The following is a 22394-nucleotide window of genomic DNA, read 5'->3' as shown; positions in this document are numbered from 1 at the left end:
AACTTAAAAAAATAATGACCACTCAAACAGAAATCATCAACCTAGAAGACTTAGTTCCAACCAACCACCTCTATCGTAAATTCACCAAACTTATTGATTTAGACAAAATAACCAATAAGCACTTAACCACAATTGCTGGTAATAGTAATTACAAAGGCTACGGTATCAACACCCTATTTAAAACATTGTTATTACAACATCTAGAAGATATTAGCGACAGAGAGTTAGAAAGATTCTTACAAGAAAATACCGCTGCCAAATGGTTTTGTAATTTCGCTTTAAGCGATAAAACGCCAACTTATAGTATCTTTTCAAAGATGCGAACAAAAATAGGCACACATCTTTTATCCAAAATTTTTAACGAAGTTAAAAATATACTTAAATCCAAAGGCTATCTAAATGAAGTCTTTACCTTTATTGACGCTTCTCATTTAGTCGCAAAAGCCAACCTTTGGCAAGCGCGAGATTTAGCCATTGCTAATATTAGAAAAGGGTCATGACAACTTAAGTATGTTTAAAAACCTGTTAAAACATCGTCATGAAAGTAAAAAACAAGTATGTAACTCGTTCTCGTATTTCAGAAGCTAAATTTAGACAAATAATTTTGTTATTTTCTGAGGATTTGAGTGCAACTCAAATATCTCATTTAACAAAATTAAGCAGATAAACAATTAACAAATATTTGAGCGCTATTAGACTTAGAATTTTAAAGTTGACGAATCTTATTTTGGCGCTCAGCGCGTCTGCGGAAAACGCGACCGAGGCGCCAGGGGTAAAACGATAGTGTTTGGCTTATTAAAACGAGGAGGCAAGGTTTATACTGAAATCGTCCCAGATTGTAAGAGTGCTACTCTACAAAGGATTATCAAGGGTAAGACTAGTGTAGAAAGTGTTATTCATTCAGATGGATGGCGTGGGTATAATGGGCTTGTAGATTTTGGCTATAAAAAGCATTTTAGAGTGCATCATAGTAAGAATGAATTTGCCAGAGGCAACTCTCATATTAATGGCATTGAATCATTTTGGGGTTATGCTAAAAATAGACTGGTAAAGTTTAAAGGAATGAATAAAAGTATGTTTAATTTAGACCTTAAAGAATGCGAATTTAGATTCAATAATCTCAAGCAAAATATTTATAAAATTTTGCTTGGAATGTTTAGAAAAGAGTCGCTTAAGTTGTCATGACCCAAAAAATATATTGTGTGATTAAGTCCTTATATAAATATAAATAGCCATTAAAATACGAGATTTCTAATCATTTTTATTTATACAAAACTTTTATGACTATTGATTTAATTAAGTTAAGGCGCGAACTTACCAGTAACGGCATTTCTAATGCTGATTTAGACAGTGATCCTTTTGTGCAGTTTAAAATTTGGATGAATCAAGCGGTTGATGCTGGGCTCACTTTGCCAAATGCGATGAGTCTAGCCACCAGTGATGAAAGTGGGGTGGGTATTAGAACAGTTTTATTGAAAACCTTTAATGAGCAGGGGTTTGTATTTTTTACCAATTATAATTCTAAAAAATCTAAGCAAATCTCTAGCAACCCTAAAGTGGCACTATTGTTTCCTTGGTTGGATTTGGAGCGTCAGGTAAAGATTTCTGGTACGGTAGAAAAAATATCAACTTTAGAATCCATTAAGTATTTTGCTTCTCGCCCTAAAGATTCTCAACTGGGTGCTTGGGCATCAAAGCAATCATCGATTTTGAATTCAAGACAAGTTTTGCTTTCTGAGTTTGATGTAATGAAGCGAAAATTTAGCGAAGGCGAAGTGCCTTTGCCAGATTTTTGGGGTGGTTATCGTGTGGTGCCATCTACGATTGAGTTTTGGCAAGGTAGAGAAAATCGCTTGCATGATAGATTTGTTTATGCGCGTAAAGATGATGTATGGGAGATTAATCGTTTAGCGCCCTGATTGCCTCAATCACTGTCTGAGTTTTAGGCTGTTTACCCGTCCAAAATTCAAATGCGCTAGCTGCTTGCTCAACCAACATGCCCAGACCATCAACAACCATTGATGCGTTATTATTCTGTGCCCAGTCCATGAAAGGGGTTTGCTTGCCATACATTAAATCATAACAAATTGCATTATTGGCTACGCCAGCGGTAATATTTGGCATCTGTTTCTCTAATGAAGCGCTGGTGGCGTTGATAATAATATCAACAGGGTCATCTTTGATTTTTTCTAAACCAAAGCCACAAGTTTCGCCATAAGACTCAAAGTCTTTGGCGAGTTGAGTGGCTTTTGACGCAGTACGATTGGCAATCATTACCTGTGCAGGTCGTTGTTGCAATAAAGGCAATAAGATGCCACGAGTTGCACCACCTGCCCCTAAAATTAACACAATTTTATTTTGTAAATCAATGCCAAGATTTTTAGTTAAGTCATTGAGTAGTCCAATGCCATCAGTATTTTCACCTATCAAGGTATTACCATCAACTTTAATGGTATTAACTGCGCCTGCAGTTTGCGCGTTGATTGAGTGCTTTGTTGCTAAGTTAAAAGCGTCAACTTTAAAGGGTACAGTAATATTAAATCCCTTGCCTCCTTGAGCGATAAAGTCTTGTGTTGTCTCTGCAAAGGCGTTAACTGGCGCTAATATCTTATTGTATTCAATTTGTACACCAGTCTGCTGTGCAAATAGTGTATGAATACTGGGAGATAGACTGTGTTCAATAGGGTTGCCAAAAACTGCTAATTTCATATTTACTCAGCTTTATTACCATCAACCTCAACCTTAAGTTCAGTCTTGTTGACGGCATCAGCCTTGACTTTTTTTGCAACTTTAGCCACCTTTTGCTTTTCTGATTTTGCTTGAGGTTTTTCTTTAACTTGTCCTTGCGCCTTGGGTGTTAAGTTATTAGACTTTGTTTGAGGTTTTGTCTGTTCTTTAGGGTTGCCTCTAGATTGAGCTTGTGGCTTAGCATTCTCATTTTTAGATTTCCTCTGAGTCTTGTTCTGATTCTGAGGTTTGTTTTGTTGTTTATTGTTTTGCTTATTTTGCTGTTTGTTCTGCTGGTCATTCTGTGTTTTGTTTTGGTTACGATTGTTTTTATTGCGACTCTTGTTGCGGTTACGATTGTTTTTATTGTTGTGCTTTTTATTTGGTTTATTTTTCTTTTTATTAGAGTCAAAAATCGACTTAATCTTTCCCCAGAAAGACAATGAAGGTTTAGTTTTATTTTGATTGGGAACGCGTGTTGTTGGATGATTAGTATTAATAGCTGCTGCTTCTTTAGTGCTACTTAAACCGTTCTCTGCAATATTTTGCTGTGGCTTAGAAATACCTTGGTAACTCTTGTGATGTGATTTCTTATCGCCTTTTTGCTTGTTGATATTAAAGTTTGGAAATTGCATATAAGGATTAGGCAATAGCGTGATTTTTATCTCATGCTTATCTTCTAATTTACCAATATCGGCACGTTTTTCATTAAGTAAGTAGGTAATAACATCAACGCTAGACTGAATAGTCAGTTTTTGTGTTTGGCTAGAGGCATTACAACCATCTTCAAGCTGCCTTAAAATATTTAATGCTAAGCTTGGGACGGTTGGCGTGGTGCCACGACCTTCACAAGAAGAGCAGGTTCTCTCTACTGATTCTGTCACTGAACTCATTAAACGCTGTCTTGACATTTCTAACAGTCCAAAGCGTGAAATCGTGCCAATCTGAATGCGAGCACGGTCTGAACTAGTGGCTTTTTCCATGGCTTTTTCAATGGATTTTTTGTGTTCCTCAGATGTCATATCGATAAAGTCAACCACCACCAAGCCACCAATATCACGCAGTTGCAACTGTGCAGCGATTTCTTTGGCGGCTTCTAAGTTTGTATTGTAAGCTGTCTCTTCAATATCAAAACCTTTGGTAGCGCGTGCAGAGTTAATGTCAACGGCAGTCAGCGCTTCAGTTGGGTCAAAGACAATGGTTGCGCCTGTACATAGGGATACTTCACGCTCGAAAACACTTTTTACCTGTGATTCAATACCCATATGATTAAACAAAGAATGCTCGGAGGCATCGAACTGTTTAATACGGTCTAAATGGTGCGGTAGAACGAAGCTAACGAATTCTTTGGCATTTTGAAAAGTTGCTAAATCGTCAATAATGACACTATCAGTATCTTCTCTTAGGTAGTCACGCAGTGTGCGAATGACGATATCGCTTTCTTGATAGATTAAGAAAGGTGCTGAGCGTTTTTCTGCTGCGGTATTGATTGAACTCCACAACTCTGATAAGTAGTCAACTTCCCATTGTAGCTCTTCCAAAGTCTTACCTGCACCAGCTGTACGAATAATTAAACCTGAGTGCTCAGGCATGGTGATTTTTCCAATAACTTCTTTTAGTGACTGTCTATCTGATGAAGTGATTTGTCTAGAGATGCCATTGCTTTTCGCATTGTTTGGTGTCAATATCATGTAGGCACCAGCCAAGTTGATATAAGTACTTAGTGCAGCACCTTTGTTGCCACGCTCTTCTTTTTCAACTTGAACAATAATTTCTTGTCCTTCCTTTAAAACATCAGAAATAGTGAGTTTTTCACCTGAGGATTTTGCATTTTCTTTTAGTGCTTCAGTAACTTCTTTGAATGGCAAAAATCCTTGTCTTTCCTTGCCATAATCGACAAAAGCAGCTTCTAAGGATTGTTCAACTCGCGATATTTTCCCTTTGTAAATATTGCCTTTATTTTTCTGATTAAGGCTGGTTTCTATATTGAGAGAGGTGAGTTTTTTATTTCTTACAATGGCAACTCGAATCTCTTCCGAGTGCGTTGCGTTGATTAATATGTGGTTCATAATTTAGTCCTGATAATAGACTTCCTTCCACACACAGAGACTCAACACTTGCATGTTGAGTTGAATTTAGCATCATTATTTTGAGTTGCAAATGTTTCAAAATTTTATTCTAATTGTTATATATTGGGGTTGTCAGCCCTTTTTGGTTTATTGCTAATGATAAGTCTTGGTTAAAAGCTAATAAACGATTATATTCTCTATGTATGGCAAAAAAAAGCCAAATGTTTATAGTTTGTTTTGATGTTTGTCATTACAGTCAAAACTTTTAAAAAATTCTTTGTTCACTTTGTTCAATGTGTTCTGTTCCTCACATTAACGCAGTTTGTATTATAACATAAAAGCTATTGATTTAATGTGCGTCCACCATCAACGCTGATAATTTGACCGGTGATATAAGGTGAGGTTGCTAAAAACAAAACTGTGTTAGCAATATCTTCTGCGCTACCTTGTTTGTTCAAAGGTATTTTATTTAGCATCTTGTCTTTTTGTTCATCGTTGAGTTTGGCTTGGTTTTCTGGCCATAGAATTGATCCTGGTGCAACACCACAAACACGAATTTCTGGCGCCAGTTCCTTTGCTAAGGTTTGTGTCATCATTGCCACACCTGCTTTGGAAATGTTATAAATTGCATGGTTTTTTAATGGGCGCTGGGCATGAATGTCAATAATGTTGATAATGCAACCCTTATTTTTTGATAAAGCTGCTAATAAAGATTGAGATAGAAAAAAAGGTGCCATTAGATTGGTATTGATGATTGTATTCCAGTCATTTTTATTAGCATTTTGCATTGAGGTTGGGTAAAAGACCGAGGCATTGTTGACTAATACATCTAATTGTTTAATAGTGTTGGCAAGTGTTTTTAGTGCTTGTAAGTCAGATAGCTCAGCTTGAATTAGTGTGGCAGAATTAGCACGCAGTTGATTAAGCTCATTAGCCAAAGTTTGTGCTTCTTTGTTAGAATTTCGATAATGAATAATGATATTGTAATCGTGTGCGTGTAGTGTTTTGGTGATTTGTGCACCAATGCGTTGTGCGCCACCTGTGATGAGTGCTGTTTTCATATAAAATAACTTTCGTGAATTTAGAACAAATAATCAAAAACACTATTATACAAAAAGCCGAGCCTATCGGGTTTGATGAATTTATGAATTTAGCGTTGTATTATCCAGCCAAAGGATATTACAGTGGTGGTGCTCAGAAATTCGGCGAAAAAGGGGATTTTATTACTGCGCCTGAAACTTCGGATTTATTTGGCTTTTGTCTTGCTAGACAGTGTGCACAAGTGTCAGAGAGTAGGGATGGTATTTTAGAATTTGGCGCAGGTAGCGGGATATTGGCGGCACAAATCTTATTTGAATTAGGACGATTGGGGAAACTACCAAAAAACTATTACATCTTAGAGTTAAGCGCTGAATTGCAGCAACGACAAAAAGACACAATTAACAAAGCCCTGCCAGAATTAATAGATAGGGTGGTTTGGTTAAATAGGCTGCCAAAGGATTTTTCAGGTGTGGTGATTGCCAATGAGGTGTTGGATGCTATGCCGGCGAAACGATTGATTAATCAAACCGATGGCTTTAAAGAATTAGGTGTGGACTGTCAAGATGATAAATTGGTATGGCAAGTGCTAAAACACCCTTATACCAATGATAAAATATCTATACCTGTTGAAGTTTCACATGGCTATATCACCGAAGTTAATGACAGAGCAAGGGCGTGGATTGAAAGTCTGAGCGAGATAATGAATAAGGGTGTGGTATTGCTCATTGATTATGGCATGGGGCGAGATGAGTATTTCCACCCTCAGCGTAATGAAGGTACACTAAGGTGCTATTATCAACATAAGGCGAATGATAATCCATTTGAGCATATCGGTGAGCAGGATATTACCACCTCGGTTAATTTTTCTGATATTGCTGAGCAAGCGTTTGAGTGTGGCTTTACACTTTCTGGTTACGCCACACAGGCGCTATTTTTAATTTCTTTGGGTATTGACGAATATTTGCTAAATGAAAAAGACGAAAACAAACGCATTAGTTTGGCGCAACAAATCAAGCAATTAGTATTACCAAACGCAATGGGGGAGAGTTTTAAAGTATTGGCATTAAGTAAAAATACGCAAGTAAAATTAAAAGGCTTTAAAGAGCAAGATTTAACTTATAAACTATAAAGAGCAGTGGACTTTATTCAAACAATTGTTTTGGCATTAATACAGGGGATTAGCGAATTTTTGCCGATATCCTCTTCTGCACATTTGATTTTAGTGCCTAAGTTAAGTGACTGGCCTGATCAAGGATTGGCATTTGATGTAGTAGTGCATATGGGCACATTGGTTGCTGTGATTTATTATTACAAACATATAATCTCTCAATTATTTAGTGATTTTTATCTCTGTATTATTGAGAGAAAAGTTGTTGGTGAGTCAAAATTGGCTTGGGGTGTATTATTGAGTACGATTCCTGTGGGTATTTTTGGGTTTCTCTTTGAAGATTTTATTGCCAACGATTTGCGTTCTGTTGAAATTATTACCTATACGACCATTGTATTTGGTATTTTATTGGGTGTTGCAGTTTTGCTAGACACTAAGAGTCCACGTGCTAGAGAGTTATTGGCTTGGAGGGATGTTGTTTTTATTGGTGTGATGCAGACACTAGCACTGGTGCCAGGTGTTTCGCGCTCGGGTATTACTATTACCGCAGGACTGCTGATAGGGCTTTCAAGAAAAGCAACGGTTCAATTTTCCTTTTTATTATCTATTCCAGTTATTACACTTTCTGTTTTGTTAATACTGATTGATATTTATCAACAACAGCAAGTGGTTAATTTAACTTTATTAGTGGTGGGTTTTGTGGTCTCTAGTATCAGTGCGTATTTAACCATCATTTTTTTCATTAGAGCGTTAAATACAATGAGTATGATGCCATTTGTGGTATATCGTTTATTTTTAGGGGTATTTTTGTTAATGTTATGAATAATATATTTTCTTTTAGGTTTAACGCTTTTGTTACACTCAACATTGTTTCTTTATTGTTGATTTTTAGTTGGAGTTATGGTGCGACTAGAGAGTATTGGGATTTGTTAGACCAATGGGTGTTTGACACAACCAACCCTTTATTAAATGAGTTAGGGGGGGCGTGGAGTTGGTTCTGGGCGGTGTTGAGTATTCGTATTGCAGATTTGATTCCATTTTTTTTTATTTTGTGGTTTTTCTATGCCAAAGGTGTGATTTTTGAGAGCAAAGACAGATTTTCTGGGTTTATTGGTTTTGCTTTGTTAGGCGTTGTGATGTTGTTTGTGCGTGAGTTGCTGGATTTTTATGTTGAATATGATAATTTAAACAGAGCTAGCCCAACGGTGTTGATTGGTGACGCCGTGCGTTTGTCATTAATGTATCCTGATTTTGGCTTAAAAGATTTTTCTGGCGATAGCTTCCCAGGTGACCATGCTGCTGTGTTATTTACTTGGCTGGGTTACTGTTTATTCTTTGCGCGTAATAAATGGACTCCGTGGATATTATTCGTTGTGATATTGTTTATAATGCCAAGATTAATGGCGGGTGCACATTGGATGAGTGATATCATGGTTGGCGGACTAGGCACAGCTTTAACGACACTGGCATTTGGTTTGTATACACCACTATTAAATACACCACAAAAAATACTCAACAAAATTATCAACAGGATTTTAAGAAAATGACACAACCACAAGCTATTTATCGCAAAGACTACACAGTAAGCCCGTATTTAATTCATGCAACTGAGTTAAGTTTTCGTTTAGGTGAAAATGAAACAATTGTCTCATCAAAGATCGATTTTTATCAAAACTCTTTAAGCGCCGATAAAAGTGGTAATTTGTTTTTAAACGGCATTGATTTAGAATTGATTTCTATCTTAGTTGATGGCGTTGATCCTGAATACACTCTAGTGGAAGACGGCTTGGAACTAAGAAAGATGTCACAGCGTTTTACTTTGGAAATACAAACCAAAATCCACCCAGAAACCAACACCAGTTTAAACGGATTGTATCAATCAAGTGGCAATTTTTGCACCCAATGTGAAGCGCATGGCTTTCGTCAAATCACTTATTATTTAGACCGCCCTGATGTATTAAGTGTGTTCACCACACACATTGAAGCGGCGTTTGACAAGTATCCTGTGCTGCTGAGTAATGGTAATTTGACTGAATGTTCAAATGGCGTGGCGACTTGGCACGACCCAGTGCCTAAGCCTTGTTATTTATTTGCTTTAGTGGCAGGTGATTTTGCTGTTTTAGAAGACACTTACACAACATTATCGGGCACAGAAGTGGCACTTAAAATTTACACAGAAGCGCACAATATACATAAAACCCAGTTTGCTATGGGTGCTCTTAAACGCGCATTCAAATGGGACGAGGAGCGTTTTGGATTAGAATACGATTTAGACATTTATATGATTGTGGCAGTTGATGATTTTAATATGGGCGCTATGGAGAACAAGGGTTTGAATGTGTTTAATTCTGCCTGCGTATTAGCAGATAACAAAACTGCAACTGATGGTGATTTTATTAATATTGAAGCCATTATCGGGCACGAGTATTTCCATAATTGGACAGGCAACCGCGTGACTTGTAGGGACTGGTTTCAGTTAAGTTTAAAAGAAGGTTTGACGGTTTTTAGAGACCAAGAATTTACTTCTGATTTACATTCGCGTTCAATTAAGCGTATTGACGATGTGGATATGTTGCGTACATACCAATTTGCCGAAGATGCAGGGCCAATGTCACATCCTGTACGCCCTGAAAGCTATATCGAAATGAATAATTTTTATACGCTGACTGTTTATGAAAAAGGTGCAGAAGTGATTCGTATGATTCACACCCTCCTTGGTGAAGCAGGTTTCCAAAAAGGCATGAAGTTGTATTTTGAGCGCCATGACTCTCAAGCGGTGACCATTGATGATTTTATTAGCAGCATGAGTGATGCTAATGGGTTTGATTTCACCCAATTTAAACATTGGTATTCACAATCTGGCACACCTGAGGTGAGTATTTCAACGCATTATGACGAAGTCAAGAACACCTACACAGCAACGGTTGAACAACAATATGAGTATTTTTTCCCACTGTCATTTGCGTTACTTGACGGTTTAGGTAATGAATTAGAAAAAGGCGTGTTAACCATTAAGGACAAAGTCCAAATTTTTGTATTTGAAAATATAAAATCAGCGCCAACCCCTTCTTGGTTGCGTGGGTTTTCAGCGCCAATCAAACTTGAGTGTGACTTGAGTTTTGAGCAAAGGATATTTTTGGTTAAGCATGACAAAGACAGTTTTGTTAAATGGGACAACGCACAAAAGCTTTGGTTGTCTTTGATAATGGATGCCGACACAATAGATGAAGTTGCATTTTTTGATGCGATTGAATTTATGATTAAAAATACCAAAGATAGCTCATTGGTTTGTGAGTTGTTAATGTTGCCATCTGAGCGTGCTCTACATAATCATCAAACGGTTATTGATGTGTTTGATATTCACAATAAGCGTGAAATCACTATTCAAAAAATTATCACCAGATTTAAACCGTTATTACTTGAAGTATATAAATCACTAGCGTCACACAGCAGCCTTCAAGGAGAGTTAAATACTCAACAAGTTTACGAATTCACATCAGAAGCTGTTGGGCAAAGAGCACTAAAAAATAGATGCTTATTCTATCTAACAAAAGATGGCGAGTTGGATTTGGCAAAGTCACAATTCAATGAGGCTAATTGTATGAGTGATAAATTCTGTGCATTTCATTTGCTGTTAAATAGCGATAATGAGTATCGCCAACAAATATTGGCAGATTTCTACCAAGAATTCAAAGACGATACGCAAGTAATGGATAAGTATTTTTCTGCGTTAGCATCCAGCAATGTGTGCGATGTTGACGGCGTTAAAGCATTGATGGAGCATGAATTATTCTCTTTTAACACACCGAATCGTTTGCGTAGTGTGGTTAGTGGTTTTGCTCGCAACTATACAAATTTTCACAAGCAAGCAAGTTACGAATTTTTTACCGATGTGATACTCAAACTAAACACCAGCAACCCACAAATTGGCGCAAGACTGGTGGCAACCTACAATCATTGGAAGCGCTTTACCCCTGAGTTAAAGGCTTTGCAAAAACAACAGCTAGAAAGAATTGCCAACACTGAAAATCTATCTAAAGATATTTTTGAAATTGTTCAAGTTGCACTTAAATGAGCCAACTAACTGAATTATTAAAACAAAAATTACTTACCATCGCCGTAGCAGAGTCTTGTACGGGTGGTAACCTATCTGTATTACTTACCGAAGAGAGTGGCTCTTCTGATTATTTTGATAGAGGTTTTATCACTTATAGCGATCAAGCAAAAATAGAACTACTTGGCGTGAAAAGATCTACTTTAGATGCTTATGGTGCAGTTAGTGAGCAAACTGCCCTGGAAATGGTAGAGGGGGTTATTCAGAACTCTAATGCTAATATTGGGGTATCTATCACCGGTATTGCTGGACCAACAGGCGGCACAAAGAACAAGCCTGTAGGCACTGTGTGTTTTGGCTTTTGTATCTTGGGTGAGTGTACCACCATTAGAAAATATTTTGATGGCGAGCGTCAACAAGTCATGCAAAAAAGTGTAGGCTTTGTGGTTGATACTTTGAAAGGGTTGTTATAACTCAATGCATATTAATGCATAAATTTTCAGTAGCACCGATGATGGATTGGACTGATAGGCATTGTCGGTATTTTCACAGATTGTTGTCAAAAGAGACGCAGTTGTGGAGTGAAATGGTAACGACCAAGGCCATTCTTAATGGGGATAAAAATCGTCTGTTGGATTTTGATGCAGCAGAGCATCCATTGGTATTGCAACTAGGTGGTAGCGAGTCAGGTGAGATGGCGCAGTGTGCTAAGATTGCCCAAGATTGGGGCTATGATGAGGTAAACATTAATGTTGGTTGTCCATCGGATAGAGTGCAATCGGGCAGTTTTGGCGCGTGTTTAATGCAAACCCCAGAGGTGGTAGCGCAGTGTGTGGATGCGATGCGCCAAGCAAGCGATATATCAGTGAGTGTGAAGTCACGCATTGGTGTGGATGATATGGAAAGTTATAAGGAGTTGTCAAACTTTGTCATGCAAGTGGAAAACGCAGGCTGTGATGTGTTTGTAATTCACGCTAGAAAAGCTTGGTTAAAAGGATTAAGTCCAAAAGAAAATCGTACAGTACCACCACTAAATTATGAATGGGTATATAGAATTAAAAAAGATTTCCCGCATCTTGCTATTGCTATTAACGGAGGTATTATGAGTGTTGATGAGGCTACTGTGCACTTGCAATCCGTTGATAGTGTGATGTTGGGCAGAGTGGCGTATCACCAGCCATATTTACTTAGTGAGGTGGACAACAAGATTTATCATAAAATTCTGGATGCGCCGTCGCGTGAACAAGTATTATTGGATTTTATTGAATATATAAAGAAACAGAATGACCAAGGGGTGTCAATTCGCTCAATGACTCGGCATATTTTAGGTTTGTATCACGCTCAGCCGAGTGCTAAAAAATTTAGACAATTACTCAGTGGCAAGGTGGTTGAATTGGAGCATTTGTATCAATGGTTGGACTTTACGGGTTAAAAAATGGTTGATGGTAATTTCATTGCAAGCGTTGATATTGGCAGCAGTAAGATTGTTGTTCTTCTTGCGGAATTAAAAAATAATAGAGTAGAAGTTTTTGGCTATGCACAAGCTAGTTCTGATGGTGTTCGGTGTGGTGTTGTTGAAAATGCTAAAAAAGTGGCAAAAGTGATTGAAAAGATTAAAGAAGAAATTGTTGAAAATTATGGCACAGATTTTCAACATGTTAGTGTTAATATTTCAGAGCCAAATCTTAAAGTATTGAATCAAAGCGCTTATACGCATGTGCCTTCTGGCAGGGTTAGAGATTCAGAGTTAGATACGGTTTTTAAGATTATTGAGTCAATGGCAAAGACAAAGATGCCAGACAATCATCAGACTGTTAACAACATAATACACCACTATACTTTGGATGCAAATCCTGAGCCTGTTAATCAACCCCTTGGGAAAAAAGCGGATAATTTAGGCGTTAGTATACATACTGTTAGCGCATCTAATCATCATGTGGAAGCGGTTGAAAACAGTATTTACTGGAGTGATTTGGGTTTGTCTAGTATTGTGCCAAATTCAATGGCGAGTAGCGAGCCTTGTTTGACACAAGATGAAAAAGACAAAGGGGTTTGTTTGGTTGATATTGGTTCCGGTGTGACGGATTTGTCTGTATTTAAGCAGGGCGGTGTTTTTTATAGCAGCAGTATTCAATTTGGCGTAGAGCAGGTGACTCAAGATATCTCTGAGGCGTTTAACACTTCTTTTCAAGAAGCAGAGCGTTTAAAAATAGAATATGGACAAACACAAGTTAAATTGGGCGCTGATACACTCATTAAGTTTCAACAAATAGATGATTCAAATTATTATTATTTGTCGCATGAATCACTCATTGAAGTGATTAGACAGTCTTACTTGGAGTTGTTTAAGATGATTAGAACAAAACTCAACAACCAAAATTTATATCGCTCGCTTAAATCAGGCTTGGTTTTGGTGGGCGGTGGTGCAAAAATGACAGATTGTGATAAGTTAATGCACAGTCTTTATAAAAAGAAAGTCAAAGTAGGGCGTATTAACACTGAGCTCATTAGCGCAAAGTATGAGTGGTTGGGCCCAGAGTATGCGTGTGCTTTGGGTTTATTGTTGTTCGGTCTTGACGATTCTAAGTCTGAGCAACAATCGAGTGGTAAAAACAGTTTTTTAGGTAAAATGGGCTTCATTAAAGGGTTTAAATTTTTATAAATATGATTAAGCAAAGAACAATAAAAAAAGCAGTTAAAGCGCGTGGCATTGGTATTCATAGTGGCGCTATGATTAATATGACGCTTATTCCCGCAGAGATTGACCATGGCGTGGTGTTTAGGAGATTGGATGTGGGTGGCAAGTTGATTCGAGCGCATAATGCCTTTGTAAACGAGGTGATTCTATCAACCAGTATTGAAAATCAAGGTGTTAAGATTTCAACCGTTGAGCATTTAATGAGTGCATTTTCAGCGCTGGGTATTGACAATGTATTAGTAGAATTAGACTCATTTGAAGTGCCTATTATGGATGGCTCATCAGCGCCCTTTATTTTCTTGGTGCAATCAGCAGGTATTGAAGATCAGGATGCACATAAGAAATTTTTTGTGATTAAAGATACTATTCGCGTAGAAAACAATGATTCTTGGGCGCAAGTAACACCTTACGAAGGTTTTAAAGTAACGCTTGAGATTGATTTTAATCATAAAAAAGTTAAGGAAAGCGGGCAAAATCTTAGCATTGATTTCGCACAGAAGTCTTATCTTAAAGAAATATCTAGAGCCAGAACTTTCGGTTATATGCGTGATGTAAAAAGTATGCAAGAGAGGAATTTGGCACTCGGTGCGAGTATGGATAATGCGATTGCACTCAGTGATGATGATGTCTTAAATGAAGATGGTATGCGCTATGAGAATGAATTTGTAAAACATAAAATTTTGGATATTGTTGGTGACTTGTACTTGTTAGGTGCTAACCTAATTGGACACTACGAGGGTTACAAAACTGGGCACTTGTTGAATGATCAGTTGTTATCTGCCATTCTTAAACAACCAGATACTTGGTCAATTGAGACTTTTGAGAGTGAAAATTCTCCGATTCAATTCTATTCAGAGGATTGGCAAAACTCCCTATAATGACATTCGTCTTAGGTATAATCCTAGGGTTTTTTCTATCAAATAAGTAATGAAATTGAACGGCGCTCAAATATTGGTTAATTGCCTTCAAAATGAAGGTGTAGAGCATATCTTTGGATATCCAGGGGGCGCTGTATTGCATATTTACGATGCGCTTGATGCCTGTGATAATATTGCCCATATTTTAGTTCGTCATGAACAGGGCGCTGTGCACGGTGCAGATGGCTATGCACGCGTTAGTGGTAAGTGTGGTGTAGCGCTCGTTACTTCTGGTCCTGGGCTTACTAATGCAGTAACAGGCATTGCTACAGCGCATATGGATTCTATTCCAATGGTGGTTATTTCGGGTCAAGTGTCCTCTGCAGTGATTGGTAATGACGCATTCCAAGAGGTGGATGCTGTTGGCATTACCCGTTCATGTGTTAAGCATAATTTCTTGGTAAAAGACATTAACGATTTGGCAAATGTTGTTAAGAAGGCATTTCATATTGCCACCACAGGTCGCCCAGGCCCAGTATTGATTGATATCACTAAAGATACTACCATCGCTGAGATTGAATTTGATGGTTATCCTAAGTCAATTAATATGCGCTCATACCAACCTGAGATAAAAGTTGACGCAGGGCAAATTGATAAAGCAGTTGCGTTAATCATGCAAGCAAAGAAACCTATTGTCTACTCAGGTGGTGGTAGTGTGATTGGCAATGCCAGTGAGGTGCTACGCTCGTTTACACGCAATACTAATTTTCCAATTACCCAAACCTTAATGGGCTTGGGCGCATACCCTGCAACAGATGCTCAGTCATTAGGTATGTTAGGCATGCATGGCACTTATGAAGCTAACATGGCAATGCACGATTCAGATTGTATTATTGCTGTGGGCGCACGCTTTGATGACCGTATTACGGGTAATTTAGATAAGTTTTGCCCTTATGCAAAAATCATTCATATTGATATTGATCCATCTTCGGTGGGCAAGACGGTAGCTATTGATGTGGCAATTATCGGACAAGTCAACGATGCTTTGAATGCACTTATACAAGCACTTAAAGATAAAAAATTAGCCAATATTGATGCGTGGTGGAAGCAAATCGAAGAGTGGCGTAGTGTTGATTCAATGGCGTATCAGACTAAGTCGGGTGTCATTAAACCACAAAGCGTGATTGAAGCTTTGTATGAAGTAACTCAGGGTGAGGCGATTGTTACCAGTGATGTGGGTCAGCACCAAATGTGGGCGGCGCAATACTACCCATTTGATAAACCACGCCGTTGGATTAACTCTGGTGGCTTAGGTACAATGGGCTTTGGATTGCCTGCGGCAATGGGTGCAAAATTAGCCGACCCAAAAGCAGATGTGGCTTGTGTAACTGGCGAAGGCAGTATTCAAATGATGCTACAAGAGCTTTCGACCATGTTGCAATACAATACCCCTGTTAAAATTATTAATTTAAATAATGGCTATTTGGGCATGGTTAGACAATGGCAAGAGTTTTTTTATGAAAAACGCTATGCAATGTCGTACATGGATGCACTACCAGATTTTGTTAAATTGGCAGAAAGTTACGGGCATATGGGTATTAAAGTTGAGAAAGAGCAAGATTTAAAGCCAGCTTTGATTGAGGCATTCAAACAAAAAGACCGTACCGTGTTTGTTGATATTTTGACTGACCCAAGTGAAAATGTATTTCCAATGATTCCATCGGGGGCAGGACATCATGAGATGTTGCTAGCAGGTCGTGACGAAATGGCATCCACTAACGATGAAGGATTACATTTAGTATAAAAGACCATGAGACATATTATTTCACTACAATTAGAAAACGAATCTGGTGCACTATCAAGGGTGGCAGGCTTGTTTTCAGCGCGTGGCTTTAACATTGAGTCATTAACGGTAGCACCGACTAATGATGAGACGCTGTCGCGTATGACCATTGTCAGTATTGGCGATGATAATATTATTGAGCAAATTGTTAAGCAGCTGGATAAACTCATTGATGTGGTAACGGTAACTAACTTGACCGCTACAGAACACATTGAACGCGAATTAGTATTGGTTAAAATTGATGTTGACTCAGGCTCTCAAGCTGAAATAGACAAACATATTGATGAATATGGCGGCAAGATAGTAGATGTGAGTGAAGACACTTATACAGTTGAAGTGGCAGGAAAAAGTCAACGAGTCAATGATTTTTTAGAGGCAATTGATGCACTCAAAATTTTAGAAGTTTCTAGAACAGGCGTAACTGGCGTTTGTCAGAAAAGAGAATATTAATTAAACAGAGGTTTTTGTATTGATGCAAAAATCTCACAATCAAAAGAGGAAAAAAATGAACAGATATTACGATAAAGATGCTGATTTAAATATTATAAAAGGCATGAAAGTAGCCATCGTTGGTTATGGCTCACAAGGTTATGCGCACGCAAACAACCTGAAAGATTCAGGTATTGATGTTGTTGTTGCACTTAGAGAAGGCTCAATATCAGCGGCAAAAGCAGAAAGATCCGGTTTGAGCGTCAAATCAGTTGAAGATGCAACGGCGTGGGCAGATTTAGTTATGGTATTAGCACCAGATGAGTTTCAGGCAAAAATTTATGTAGATAATATTGAGCCAAACCTCAAGCAAGGTGCAACACTTGCATTTGCACATGGTTTAAATATTCACTTTGAAATGATTAAGCCAAGAGCTGACCTTAATGTTATTATGATTGCCCCTAAGGCGCCAGGTCATACTGTGCGTAGTGAATTTGTTAAGGGTGGTGGTATTCCTGACTTGATTGCTGTTGCTCAAGATGTATCTGGCAATGCGAAAGACATTGCCCTATCTTACGCATCAGCTATTGGTGGTGGTCGTACAGGCATCTTAGAGACAACTTTCAGAGAAGAAACAGAAACAGATTTGTTTGGTGAGCAAGCGGTATTATGTGGTGGCACAACGGCATTAGTTCAAGCAGGGTTTGAGACATTGGTTGAAGCAGGTTACGAGCCAGAAATGGCATACTTTGAGTGTTTGCATGAATTAAAACTCATTGTTGATTTGATGTATGAAGGTGGTATTGCCAATATGCGTTATTCAATCTCAAATACAGCTGAATACGGTGATGTAACTCGGGGTCCTCGTATTATCACCAATGAAACCAAATTAGAGATGAAGAAAATCTTAGCTGAAATCCAAGATGGTTCGTTTGCTAAAGAGTTTGTGGCTAATGTGGGCGAGCTTCCTGCGCGTCGTGAAGTTCAACGCGCACATCAAATTGAACAAGTAGGTGAGTCACTTCGTTCAATGATGCCGTGGATTGCTAAGAACAAAATTATTGATCAGAGTAAAAACTAAAAATTAGATTGAACGCCCAGCTAAGTTGGGCGTTTTTTTGTTTCTAAGAGAGATTATGGCAGAAAAAAAAACAAAAAAAGGTGTTTACTTATTGCCCAATGTTCTAACAACATTTGGATTGTTCTCAGGTTTCTTAGCGATTGTTCTAGCCACTAAAGGTCAATATCTAGAATCTGCTATTGCTATCTTTGTGGCAATGTTGTGGGATACTCTAGATGGTCGTGTTGCACGACTGACCAATACTCAAAGTGCATTTGGTGAGCAATATGATTCGATGGCAGATATGTTGTCATTTTGTGTTGCGCCTGCACTATTGATGTATTTTTGGCAGTTTGAGCAGATGGGTAAAATTGGCTGGATAGGCGCATTTATTTATGTAGCCGCTGGCGCATTGCGTTTGGCACGCTTTAATACGCAAATAGGTATTGAGGATAAGCGTTATTTTCAAGGCCTACCTTCGCCAGCTGCTGCTGCGCTTATTGCAGGTTTGGTATGGACTAAGGAGTTTATCGGCACAACGCCGTATGACCAATATCTTGCTATGACAAGTTGGATTATCTTAGTGAGTGCTGGCGTATTGATGGTGAGTAATATTCGTTATTATAGCTTTAAGGAAATTAACCTCAAGGGTAGGGCGTCATTCAAATTACTGTTAATCGCTATATTAATTATTATTGTAGTGACGCTATGGCCAAGTGCGATTCTGTTTACCTTCTTTTTTGTTTATGCGCTATCTGGCTTAATTATTACCATAATTGATGTGCGTAAAAAACGTGTGTTGAAAAAAAACAGGTAGGCAGTTTATATTTAAGTTATAATTTAGCTATGAAAAATCAGATTAAAACTTCTTTCTATAAGCAACCCACTCTCTTGGCTTTGTTACGATTGTTACCGTAAGGTAATTTACTATCTCGACTGGCTGAAAAGCTAGCACATCTTAAAAATACAACGTAACAAACACAGGAGACAAAAAATGTCTGACAAACTAATTATTTTCGATACGACGCTAAGAGATGGTGAGCAATCACCTGGTGCGTCAATGACCAAAGACGAAAAAATACGCATTGCCAAAGTGTTGGAAAAAATGCATGTTGATGTCATTGAGGCAGGCTTTGCTATTGCTTCGCCTGGTGACTTTGAAGCGGTTCAAGCGGTTGCCAATACTATTCAAGATTCTACTATTTGCTCGCTTGCAAGAGCATTAGATAAAGATATTGATCGTGCTGGAGAAGCATTAAAGGGTGCGAATTCATCTCGTATTCATACCTTTATTGCTACCAGCGATATTCACATGAAGATGAAGCTGAATATGACACCTGAGCAAGTAGTAAAGCAGGCTGTTCATGCAGTAAAGCGCGCCAAAAATTGGACAGATAATGTTGAATTTTCACCCGAGGATGCAGGGCGTAGTGACGAAGACTTTCTTTGTCGTATCATTGAAGCAGCAATTGAGGCAGGTGCGACTACCATTAATATTCCTGATACGGTAGGTTATAACATTCCTCATCAGTTTGGTGAGACGATAAAATCACTGATTGAGCGCGTGCCAAATTCTGATAAAGCAATCTTCTCAGCGCATTGTCATAATGACTTGGGTTTGGCAGTGGCAAATTCTCTGTCTGCCGTTCTTAATGGCGCACGCCAAGTGGAGTGTACGATTAACGGCTTAGGTGAGCGTGCAGGCAACACCTCTTTGGAGGAGTTGGTCATGGCAGTGCGAACGCGTCAAGATATTTTTGCCTGCGATACAGGCATTGATGCCACACATATTCTTTCCGCATCGCGCTTGGTTTCAAGCGTGACAGGCTTTATCGTGCAACCAAACAAAGCAATTGTTGGCGCAAATGCCTTTGCTCATGAGGCAGGCATTCATCAAGATGGCGTACTTAAACACCGTGAGACTTACGAAATCATGCGTGCTGAAGATGTTGGTTGGAATGCCAATTCATTGGTAATGGGTAAGCATTCAGGTCGTAATGCCTTTAAAGTTAGAATGCAAGAACTTGGTGTTGAGTTTGACAGCGATGATGCGCTAAATAGTACCTTTAAGAGTTTTAAAGAATTGGCAGATAAGAAACATGAAATTTTTGATGAAGACTTGCAAGCATTGGTTTCGGAATCTCAGAACGAAGAACATGAGAGTATTCAATTGGTAGCGCTTAAAGTTTCTAGTCAAACAGGTGAACAAAATTCAGCGCGGGTTGTGCTTTCTATTGATGCTAAAGAAGTATCGGCTACTGCCAATACTTCGGGTGCAGTAGATGCTACTTTTAGTGCGATTAATTCATTGGTTGATGTTGAGGTGAATTTGCAACTGTATTCAGTATCAAATGTTACCCAAGGTACTGATGCACTAGGCGAAGTCAATGTGCGCCTTGAAAGTGATGGGCGTATTGTTAATGGGCAAGGTGCGGATACCGATATTATTATTGCCAGCGCTAAAGCTTATGTCAATGCCTTGAATAAAATTTTAGTGATAACCGATAGGGCGCATCCACAAGTATGAGTCAATTAGAGCGTAGTGATTATTTAGAAGCATTTGATGTGCCAGCATTTTTATATGCTGAATCTGCTGATGCAATAGAAGTCAGTATTCAAAAAATTTGCACGCCATGTTTGGTGATTGAAACGCAAAATGCACATTCTTTTTGTCAAACTGGTAAGATTCAAGATTTTTTATTTAAAATGTTGGGTGCTATTGGGCTTGAAAAAGCCAATGTTAAATGCATCGCTATTGATGCCGTTGATTTGGAGCACACGCTTGGACAATACGACGCTAAAACGGTATTATTAATGAGCAAGAGTCTGTCATCCGATGTGCAAGCGCATTTTTCCACGCATCATCCAAGTGAAATTTTAGTTAATGAAACTTTTAAGCGCGAAGCGTGGGAAGTATTAAAGCAATTACAGCAATGTCTAAAGTAGATTACTCTCTTGCGGGTTATGAGCGTCCCAAATTACAAACACCCAATGGTGAGAAAAAGCTACTCATGCATTCTTGCTGCGCCCCTTGTGCCGGTGAAATTATGGAGGCTTTAGCGGTCTCAGAGATTGACACCACCATTTTTTTTTACAATCCAAATATTCATCCACAAGAAGAATATGAGCTGCGAAAAGAAGAAAATATTCGTTTTGCAGAAAAACTGGGCATGCCGTTTATTGATGCAGATTATGAAAAGGAACTGTGGTTTGAGCGTGTCAAAGGACAAGAAGATGAGCCAGAGCGTGGTCTGCGCTGCACCACTTGTTTTGATATGCGTTTTGAAGTCACTGCTAAGTATGCCAAAGCACATGATTTTGATTTGATATCTTCCACATTAGGTATTTCTCGTTGGAAAGATATGAATCAAATCAATGGCTGTGGTGCACGCGCCACTGATTCATTTAATGGTATTACTTATTGGGATTTTAACTGGCGTAAGCAAGGTGGCTCATCTCGAATGCTGGAGTTATCAAAACAAGAAGAATTCTATCAACAAGAATACTGTGGTTGTGTCTATTCTCTACGAGACACAAACCGCTGGCGTGTATCACGCGGTAGGGAAAAAGTTGAGCGTGGTGTTAAGTTTTATGCTGAGGCAATGGATAGTTTAACTAAGCAAGTAAAGTAATAACGCTTTTTGTGCATGTAAACGGTTTTCAGCTTCATCCCACACTAAACTTTGCATGCCGTCAATCACATCGCTGCTTACTTCTTCCTCGCGGTGTGCTGGCAGGCAATGCATAAAGCTAGCATCAGCGTTAGCTTGTTGCATTAAATCGCTATTTATCTGGAAATCTTTAAAAGCAAACTCACGCTTTGCTTGCTCATCTTCCTGACCCATGCTCGCCCAAACATCGGTCACAACCAAATCTGAATTTTTACAAGCCTCTTTTGCATTATCACATAGCTTAATGTAGTCTTGATATTGCGTAATGAAAGAAGACTCTGGCTCGTAGCCTTTAGGCGTGGCAATGTTGAGTTTGAAGTCAAATACACTTGCAGCTTGCATATAAGTTTGACACATATTGTTACCGTCGCCAATCCAGGTAACTGTTTTTCCTTGAATGTTGCCTTTATGTTCTTTGTAGGTCATCATATCTGCCAATAACTGACAAGGGTGAGATTCATCAGATAAGGCGTTGATAATTGGCACATTAGCATTTTGTGCAAAAGTATTGATGTCATTATGTGAAGACACACGCATCATAATGCCGTCGACCATTGAGCCAATTACAATTGCACTGTCAACAATTGACTCGCCTCGACCTAATTGAATATCACGCTCGGATAAAAATAGTGCGTGACCGCCTAGCTGTGCCATGCCTGCTTCAAATGACACACGCGTGCGCGTGGAAGACTTGTCAAAAATCATTGCCAATGTTTTGCTCTCTAGTGCTTTGTTGATTTGACCCGTTTTATGCTCTTTTTTTAAGGTAATGGCAGTATCAATAATTTGGTTTAAGTCATGGGTTGATAAATCTTCAAGGTTGATAAAATGTTTCAT

General features: G+C 38.6%; 21 protein-coding genes and 1 pseudogene. 18 read left to right on the top strand and 4 right to left on the bottom strand.

The features are described 5' to 3' along the window. The 3 genes and pseudogenes from BHECKSOX2_RS02850 to pdxH form a co-directional block, all read left to right on the top strand. Nucleotides 1-500 (top strand): transposase (locus tag BHECKSOX2_RS02850; RefSeq protein WP_218973221.1); only part of this gene is annotated, 500 nt, incomplete at its 5' end. Nucleotides 501-538: 38 nt separating this feature from the next. Then, a pseudogene (locus BHECKSOX2_RS02845) lies at nucleotides 539-1185 on the top strand (IS1595 family transposase). Between the two features lie 101 nt (nucleotides 1186-1286). Continuing rightward, entirely contained in the window at nucleotides 1287-1919 is a 633-nt protein-coding gene (gene pdxH, locus BHECKSOX2_RS02840; RefSeq protein ID WP_180323638.1) for a pyridoxamine 5'-phosphate oxidase, read from the top strand. Here the strand turns inward: pdxH and aroE are convergent. From aroE to BHECKSOX2_RS02825, 3 genes are all read right to left on the bottom strand, one after another. Beyond that, the gene (aroE, locus tag BHECKSOX2_RS02835; RefSeq protein WP_139682371.1) at nucleotides 1900-2709 is read right to left on the bottom strand and encodes a shikimate dehydrogenase; all 810 of its coding nucleotides are present in this window, start codon (nucleotides 2707-2709) and stop codon (nucleotides 1900-1902) included. The two genes, pdxH and aroE, sit on opposite strands and share 20 nt — an antisense overlap. Before the next feature lie 2 nt (nucleotides 2710-2711). Further along, nucleotides 2712-4796 carry an Rne/Rng family ribonuclease gene (locus BHECKSOX2_RS02830; protein ID WP_139682370.1) on the bottom strand — a complete coding sequence of 695 codons (2085 nt, stop codon included), beginning with the start codon at nucleotides 4794-4796 and terminating at the stop codon, nucleotides 2712-2714. Between the two features lie 341 nt (nucleotides 4797-5137). Then, the gene (locus tag BHECKSOX2_RS02825; protein ID WP_139682369.1) at nucleotides 5138-5857 is read right to left on the bottom strand and encodes a pteridine reductase; all 720 of its coding nucleotides are present in this window, start codon (nucleotides 5855-5857) and stop codon (nucleotides 5138-5140) included. Nucleotides 5858-5871: 14 nt separating this feature from the next. On the opposite strand from BHECKSOX2_RS02825, the gene BHECKSOX2_RS02820 reads away from it, so the two are divergent. The 15 genes from BHECKSOX2_RS02820 to BHECKSOX2_RS02750 all read left to right on the top strand — a co-directional run bounded on the left by BHECKSOX2_RS02820 (nucleotide 5872) and on the right by BHECKSOX2_RS02750 (nucleotide 21518). Then, nucleotides 5872-6966, top strand: a complete 1095-nt coding sequence (locus BHECKSOX2_RS02820; RefSeq protein ID WP_139682368.1) for a class I SAM-dependent methyltransferase — start codon at nucleotides 5872-5874, stop codon at nucleotides 6964-6966. A gap of 6 nt (nucleotides 6967-6972) precedes the next feature. After that, on the top strand, nucleotides 6973-7767 hold the full coding sequence (locus BHECKSOX2_RS02815; protein WP_090718176.1) for an undecaprenyl-diphosphate phosphatase: 795 nt from the start codon (nucleotides 6973-6975) through the stop codon (nucleotides 7765-7767). Next, nucleotides 7764-8492: a phosphatase PAP2 family protein gene (locus BHECKSOX2_RS02810; protein WP_139682367.1), complete on the top strand. Its 729-nt coding sequence runs from the start codon at nucleotides 7764-7766 to the stop codon at nucleotides 8490-8492. Before BHECKSOX2_RS02815 ends, BHECKSOX2_RS02810 begins: the two co-directional genes overlap by 4 nt. Further along, nucleotides 8489-11020, top strand: coding sequence for an aminopeptidase N (gene pepN, locus BHECKSOX2_RS02805; RefSeq protein ID WP_139682366.1), 2532 nt, complete (start codon nucleotides 8489-8491; stop codon nucleotides 11018-11020). The genes BHECKSOX2_RS02810 and pepN overlap by 4 nt, the downstream gene beginning before the upstream one ends. Continuing rightward, nucleotides 11017-11472 carry a CinA family protein gene (locus BHECKSOX2_RS02800; RefSeq protein ID WP_139682365.1) on the top strand — a complete coding sequence of 152 codons (456 nt, stop codon included), beginning with the start codon at nucleotides 11017-11019 and terminating at the stop codon, nucleotides 11470-11472. Before pepN ends, BHECKSOX2_RS02800 begins: the two co-directional genes overlap by 4 nt. Nucleotides 11473-11486: 14 nt before the next feature. Further along, entirely contained in the window at nucleotides 11487-12431 is a 945-nt protein-coding gene (gene dusA, locus BHECKSOX2_RS02795) for a tRNA dihydrouridine(20/20a) synthase DusA (RefSeq protein WP_139682364.1), read from the top strand. A 3-nt stretch (nucleotides 12432-12434) separates the two neighbouring features. Further along, complete coding sequence (ftsA, locus tag BHECKSOX2_RS02790) at nucleotides 12435-13661, top strand: cell division protein FtsA (RefSeq protein ID WP_139682363.1); 1227 nt, start codon at nucleotides 12435-12437, stop codon at nucleotides 13659-13661. Nucleotides 13662-13663: 2 nt separating this feature from the next. Then, entirely contained in the window at nucleotides 13664-14575 is a 912-nt protein-coding gene (gene lpxC, locus BHECKSOX2_RS02785) for a UDP-3-O-acyl-N-acetylglucosamine deacetylase (RefSeq protein WP_139682362.1), read from the top strand. 49 nt (nucleotides 14576-14624) lie between these two features. Beyond that, nucleotides 14625-16358, top strand: a complete 1734-nt coding sequence (gene ilvB / locus BHECKSOX2_RS02780; RefSeq protein ID WP_139682361.1) for a biosynthetic-type acetolactate synthase large subunit — start codon at nucleotides 14625-14627, stop codon at nucleotides 16356-16358. Nucleotides 16359-16364: 6 nt separating this feature from the next. Next, the gene (gene ilvN / locus BHECKSOX2_RS02775; protein WP_139682360.1) at nucleotides 16365-16847 is read left to right on the top strand and encodes an acetolactate synthase small subunit; all 483 of its coding nucleotides are present in this window, start codon (nucleotides 16365-16367) and stop codon (nucleotides 16845-16847) included. 22 nt (nucleotides 16848-16869) lie between these two features. After that, nucleotides 16870-17907, top strand: coding sequence for a ketol-acid reductoisomerase (gene ilvC / locus BHECKSOX2_RS02770; RefSeq protein ID WP_342589267.1), 1038 nt, complete (start codon nucleotides 16870-16872; stop codon nucleotides 17905-17907). Between the two features lie 55 nt (nucleotides 17908-17962). Further along, complete coding sequence (pssA, locus tag BHECKSOX2_RS02765; RefSeq protein WP_139682358.1) at nucleotides 17963-18703, top strand: CDP-diacylglycerol--serine O-phosphatidyltransferase; 741 nt, start codon at nucleotides 17963-17965, stop codon at nucleotides 18701-18703. A gap of 177 nt (nucleotides 18704-18880) precedes the next feature. Next, nucleotides 18881-20413 (top strand): 2-isopropylmalate synthase, encoded by a 1533-nt coding sequence (locus BHECKSOX2_RS02760; protein WP_139682357.1) that lies wholly within the window; start codon nucleotides 18881-18883, stop codon nucleotides 20411-20413. Then, entirely contained in the window at nucleotides 20410-20832 is a 423-nt protein-coding gene (locus tag BHECKSOX2_RS02755; protein WP_139682356.1) for a uracil-DNA glycosylase family protein, read from the top strand. The genes BHECKSOX2_RS02760 and BHECKSOX2_RS02755 overlap by 4 nt, the downstream gene beginning before the upstream one ends. After that, complete coding sequence (locus BHECKSOX2_RS02750; RefSeq protein WP_139682355.1) at nucleotides 20820-21518, top strand: epoxyqueuosine reductase QueH; 699 nt, start codon at nucleotides 20820-20822, stop codon at nucleotides 21516-21518. Before BHECKSOX2_RS02755 ends, BHECKSOX2_RS02750 begins: the two co-directional genes overlap by 13 nt. Here the strand turns inward: BHECKSOX2_RS02750 and argF are convergent. Continuing rightward, nucleotides 21498-22394, bottom strand: a complete 897-nt coding sequence (argF, locus tag BHECKSOX2_RS02745; protein WP_139682354.1) for an ornithine carbamoyltransferase — start codon at nucleotides 22392-22394, stop codon at nucleotides 21498-21500. The genes BHECKSOX2_RS02750 and argF overlap by 21 nt on opposite strands.

This window comes from thiotrophic endosymbiont of Bathymodiolus puteoserpentis (Logatchev) (assembly GCF_900127505.1).
Lineage (GTDB): Bacteria > Pseudomonadota > Gammaproteobacteria > PS1 > Pseudothioglobaceae > Thiodubiliella.
The sequence above is the reverse complement of the archived record's forward strand: the minus strand, read 5'-3'. Positions and strand labels throughout refer to the sequence as shown.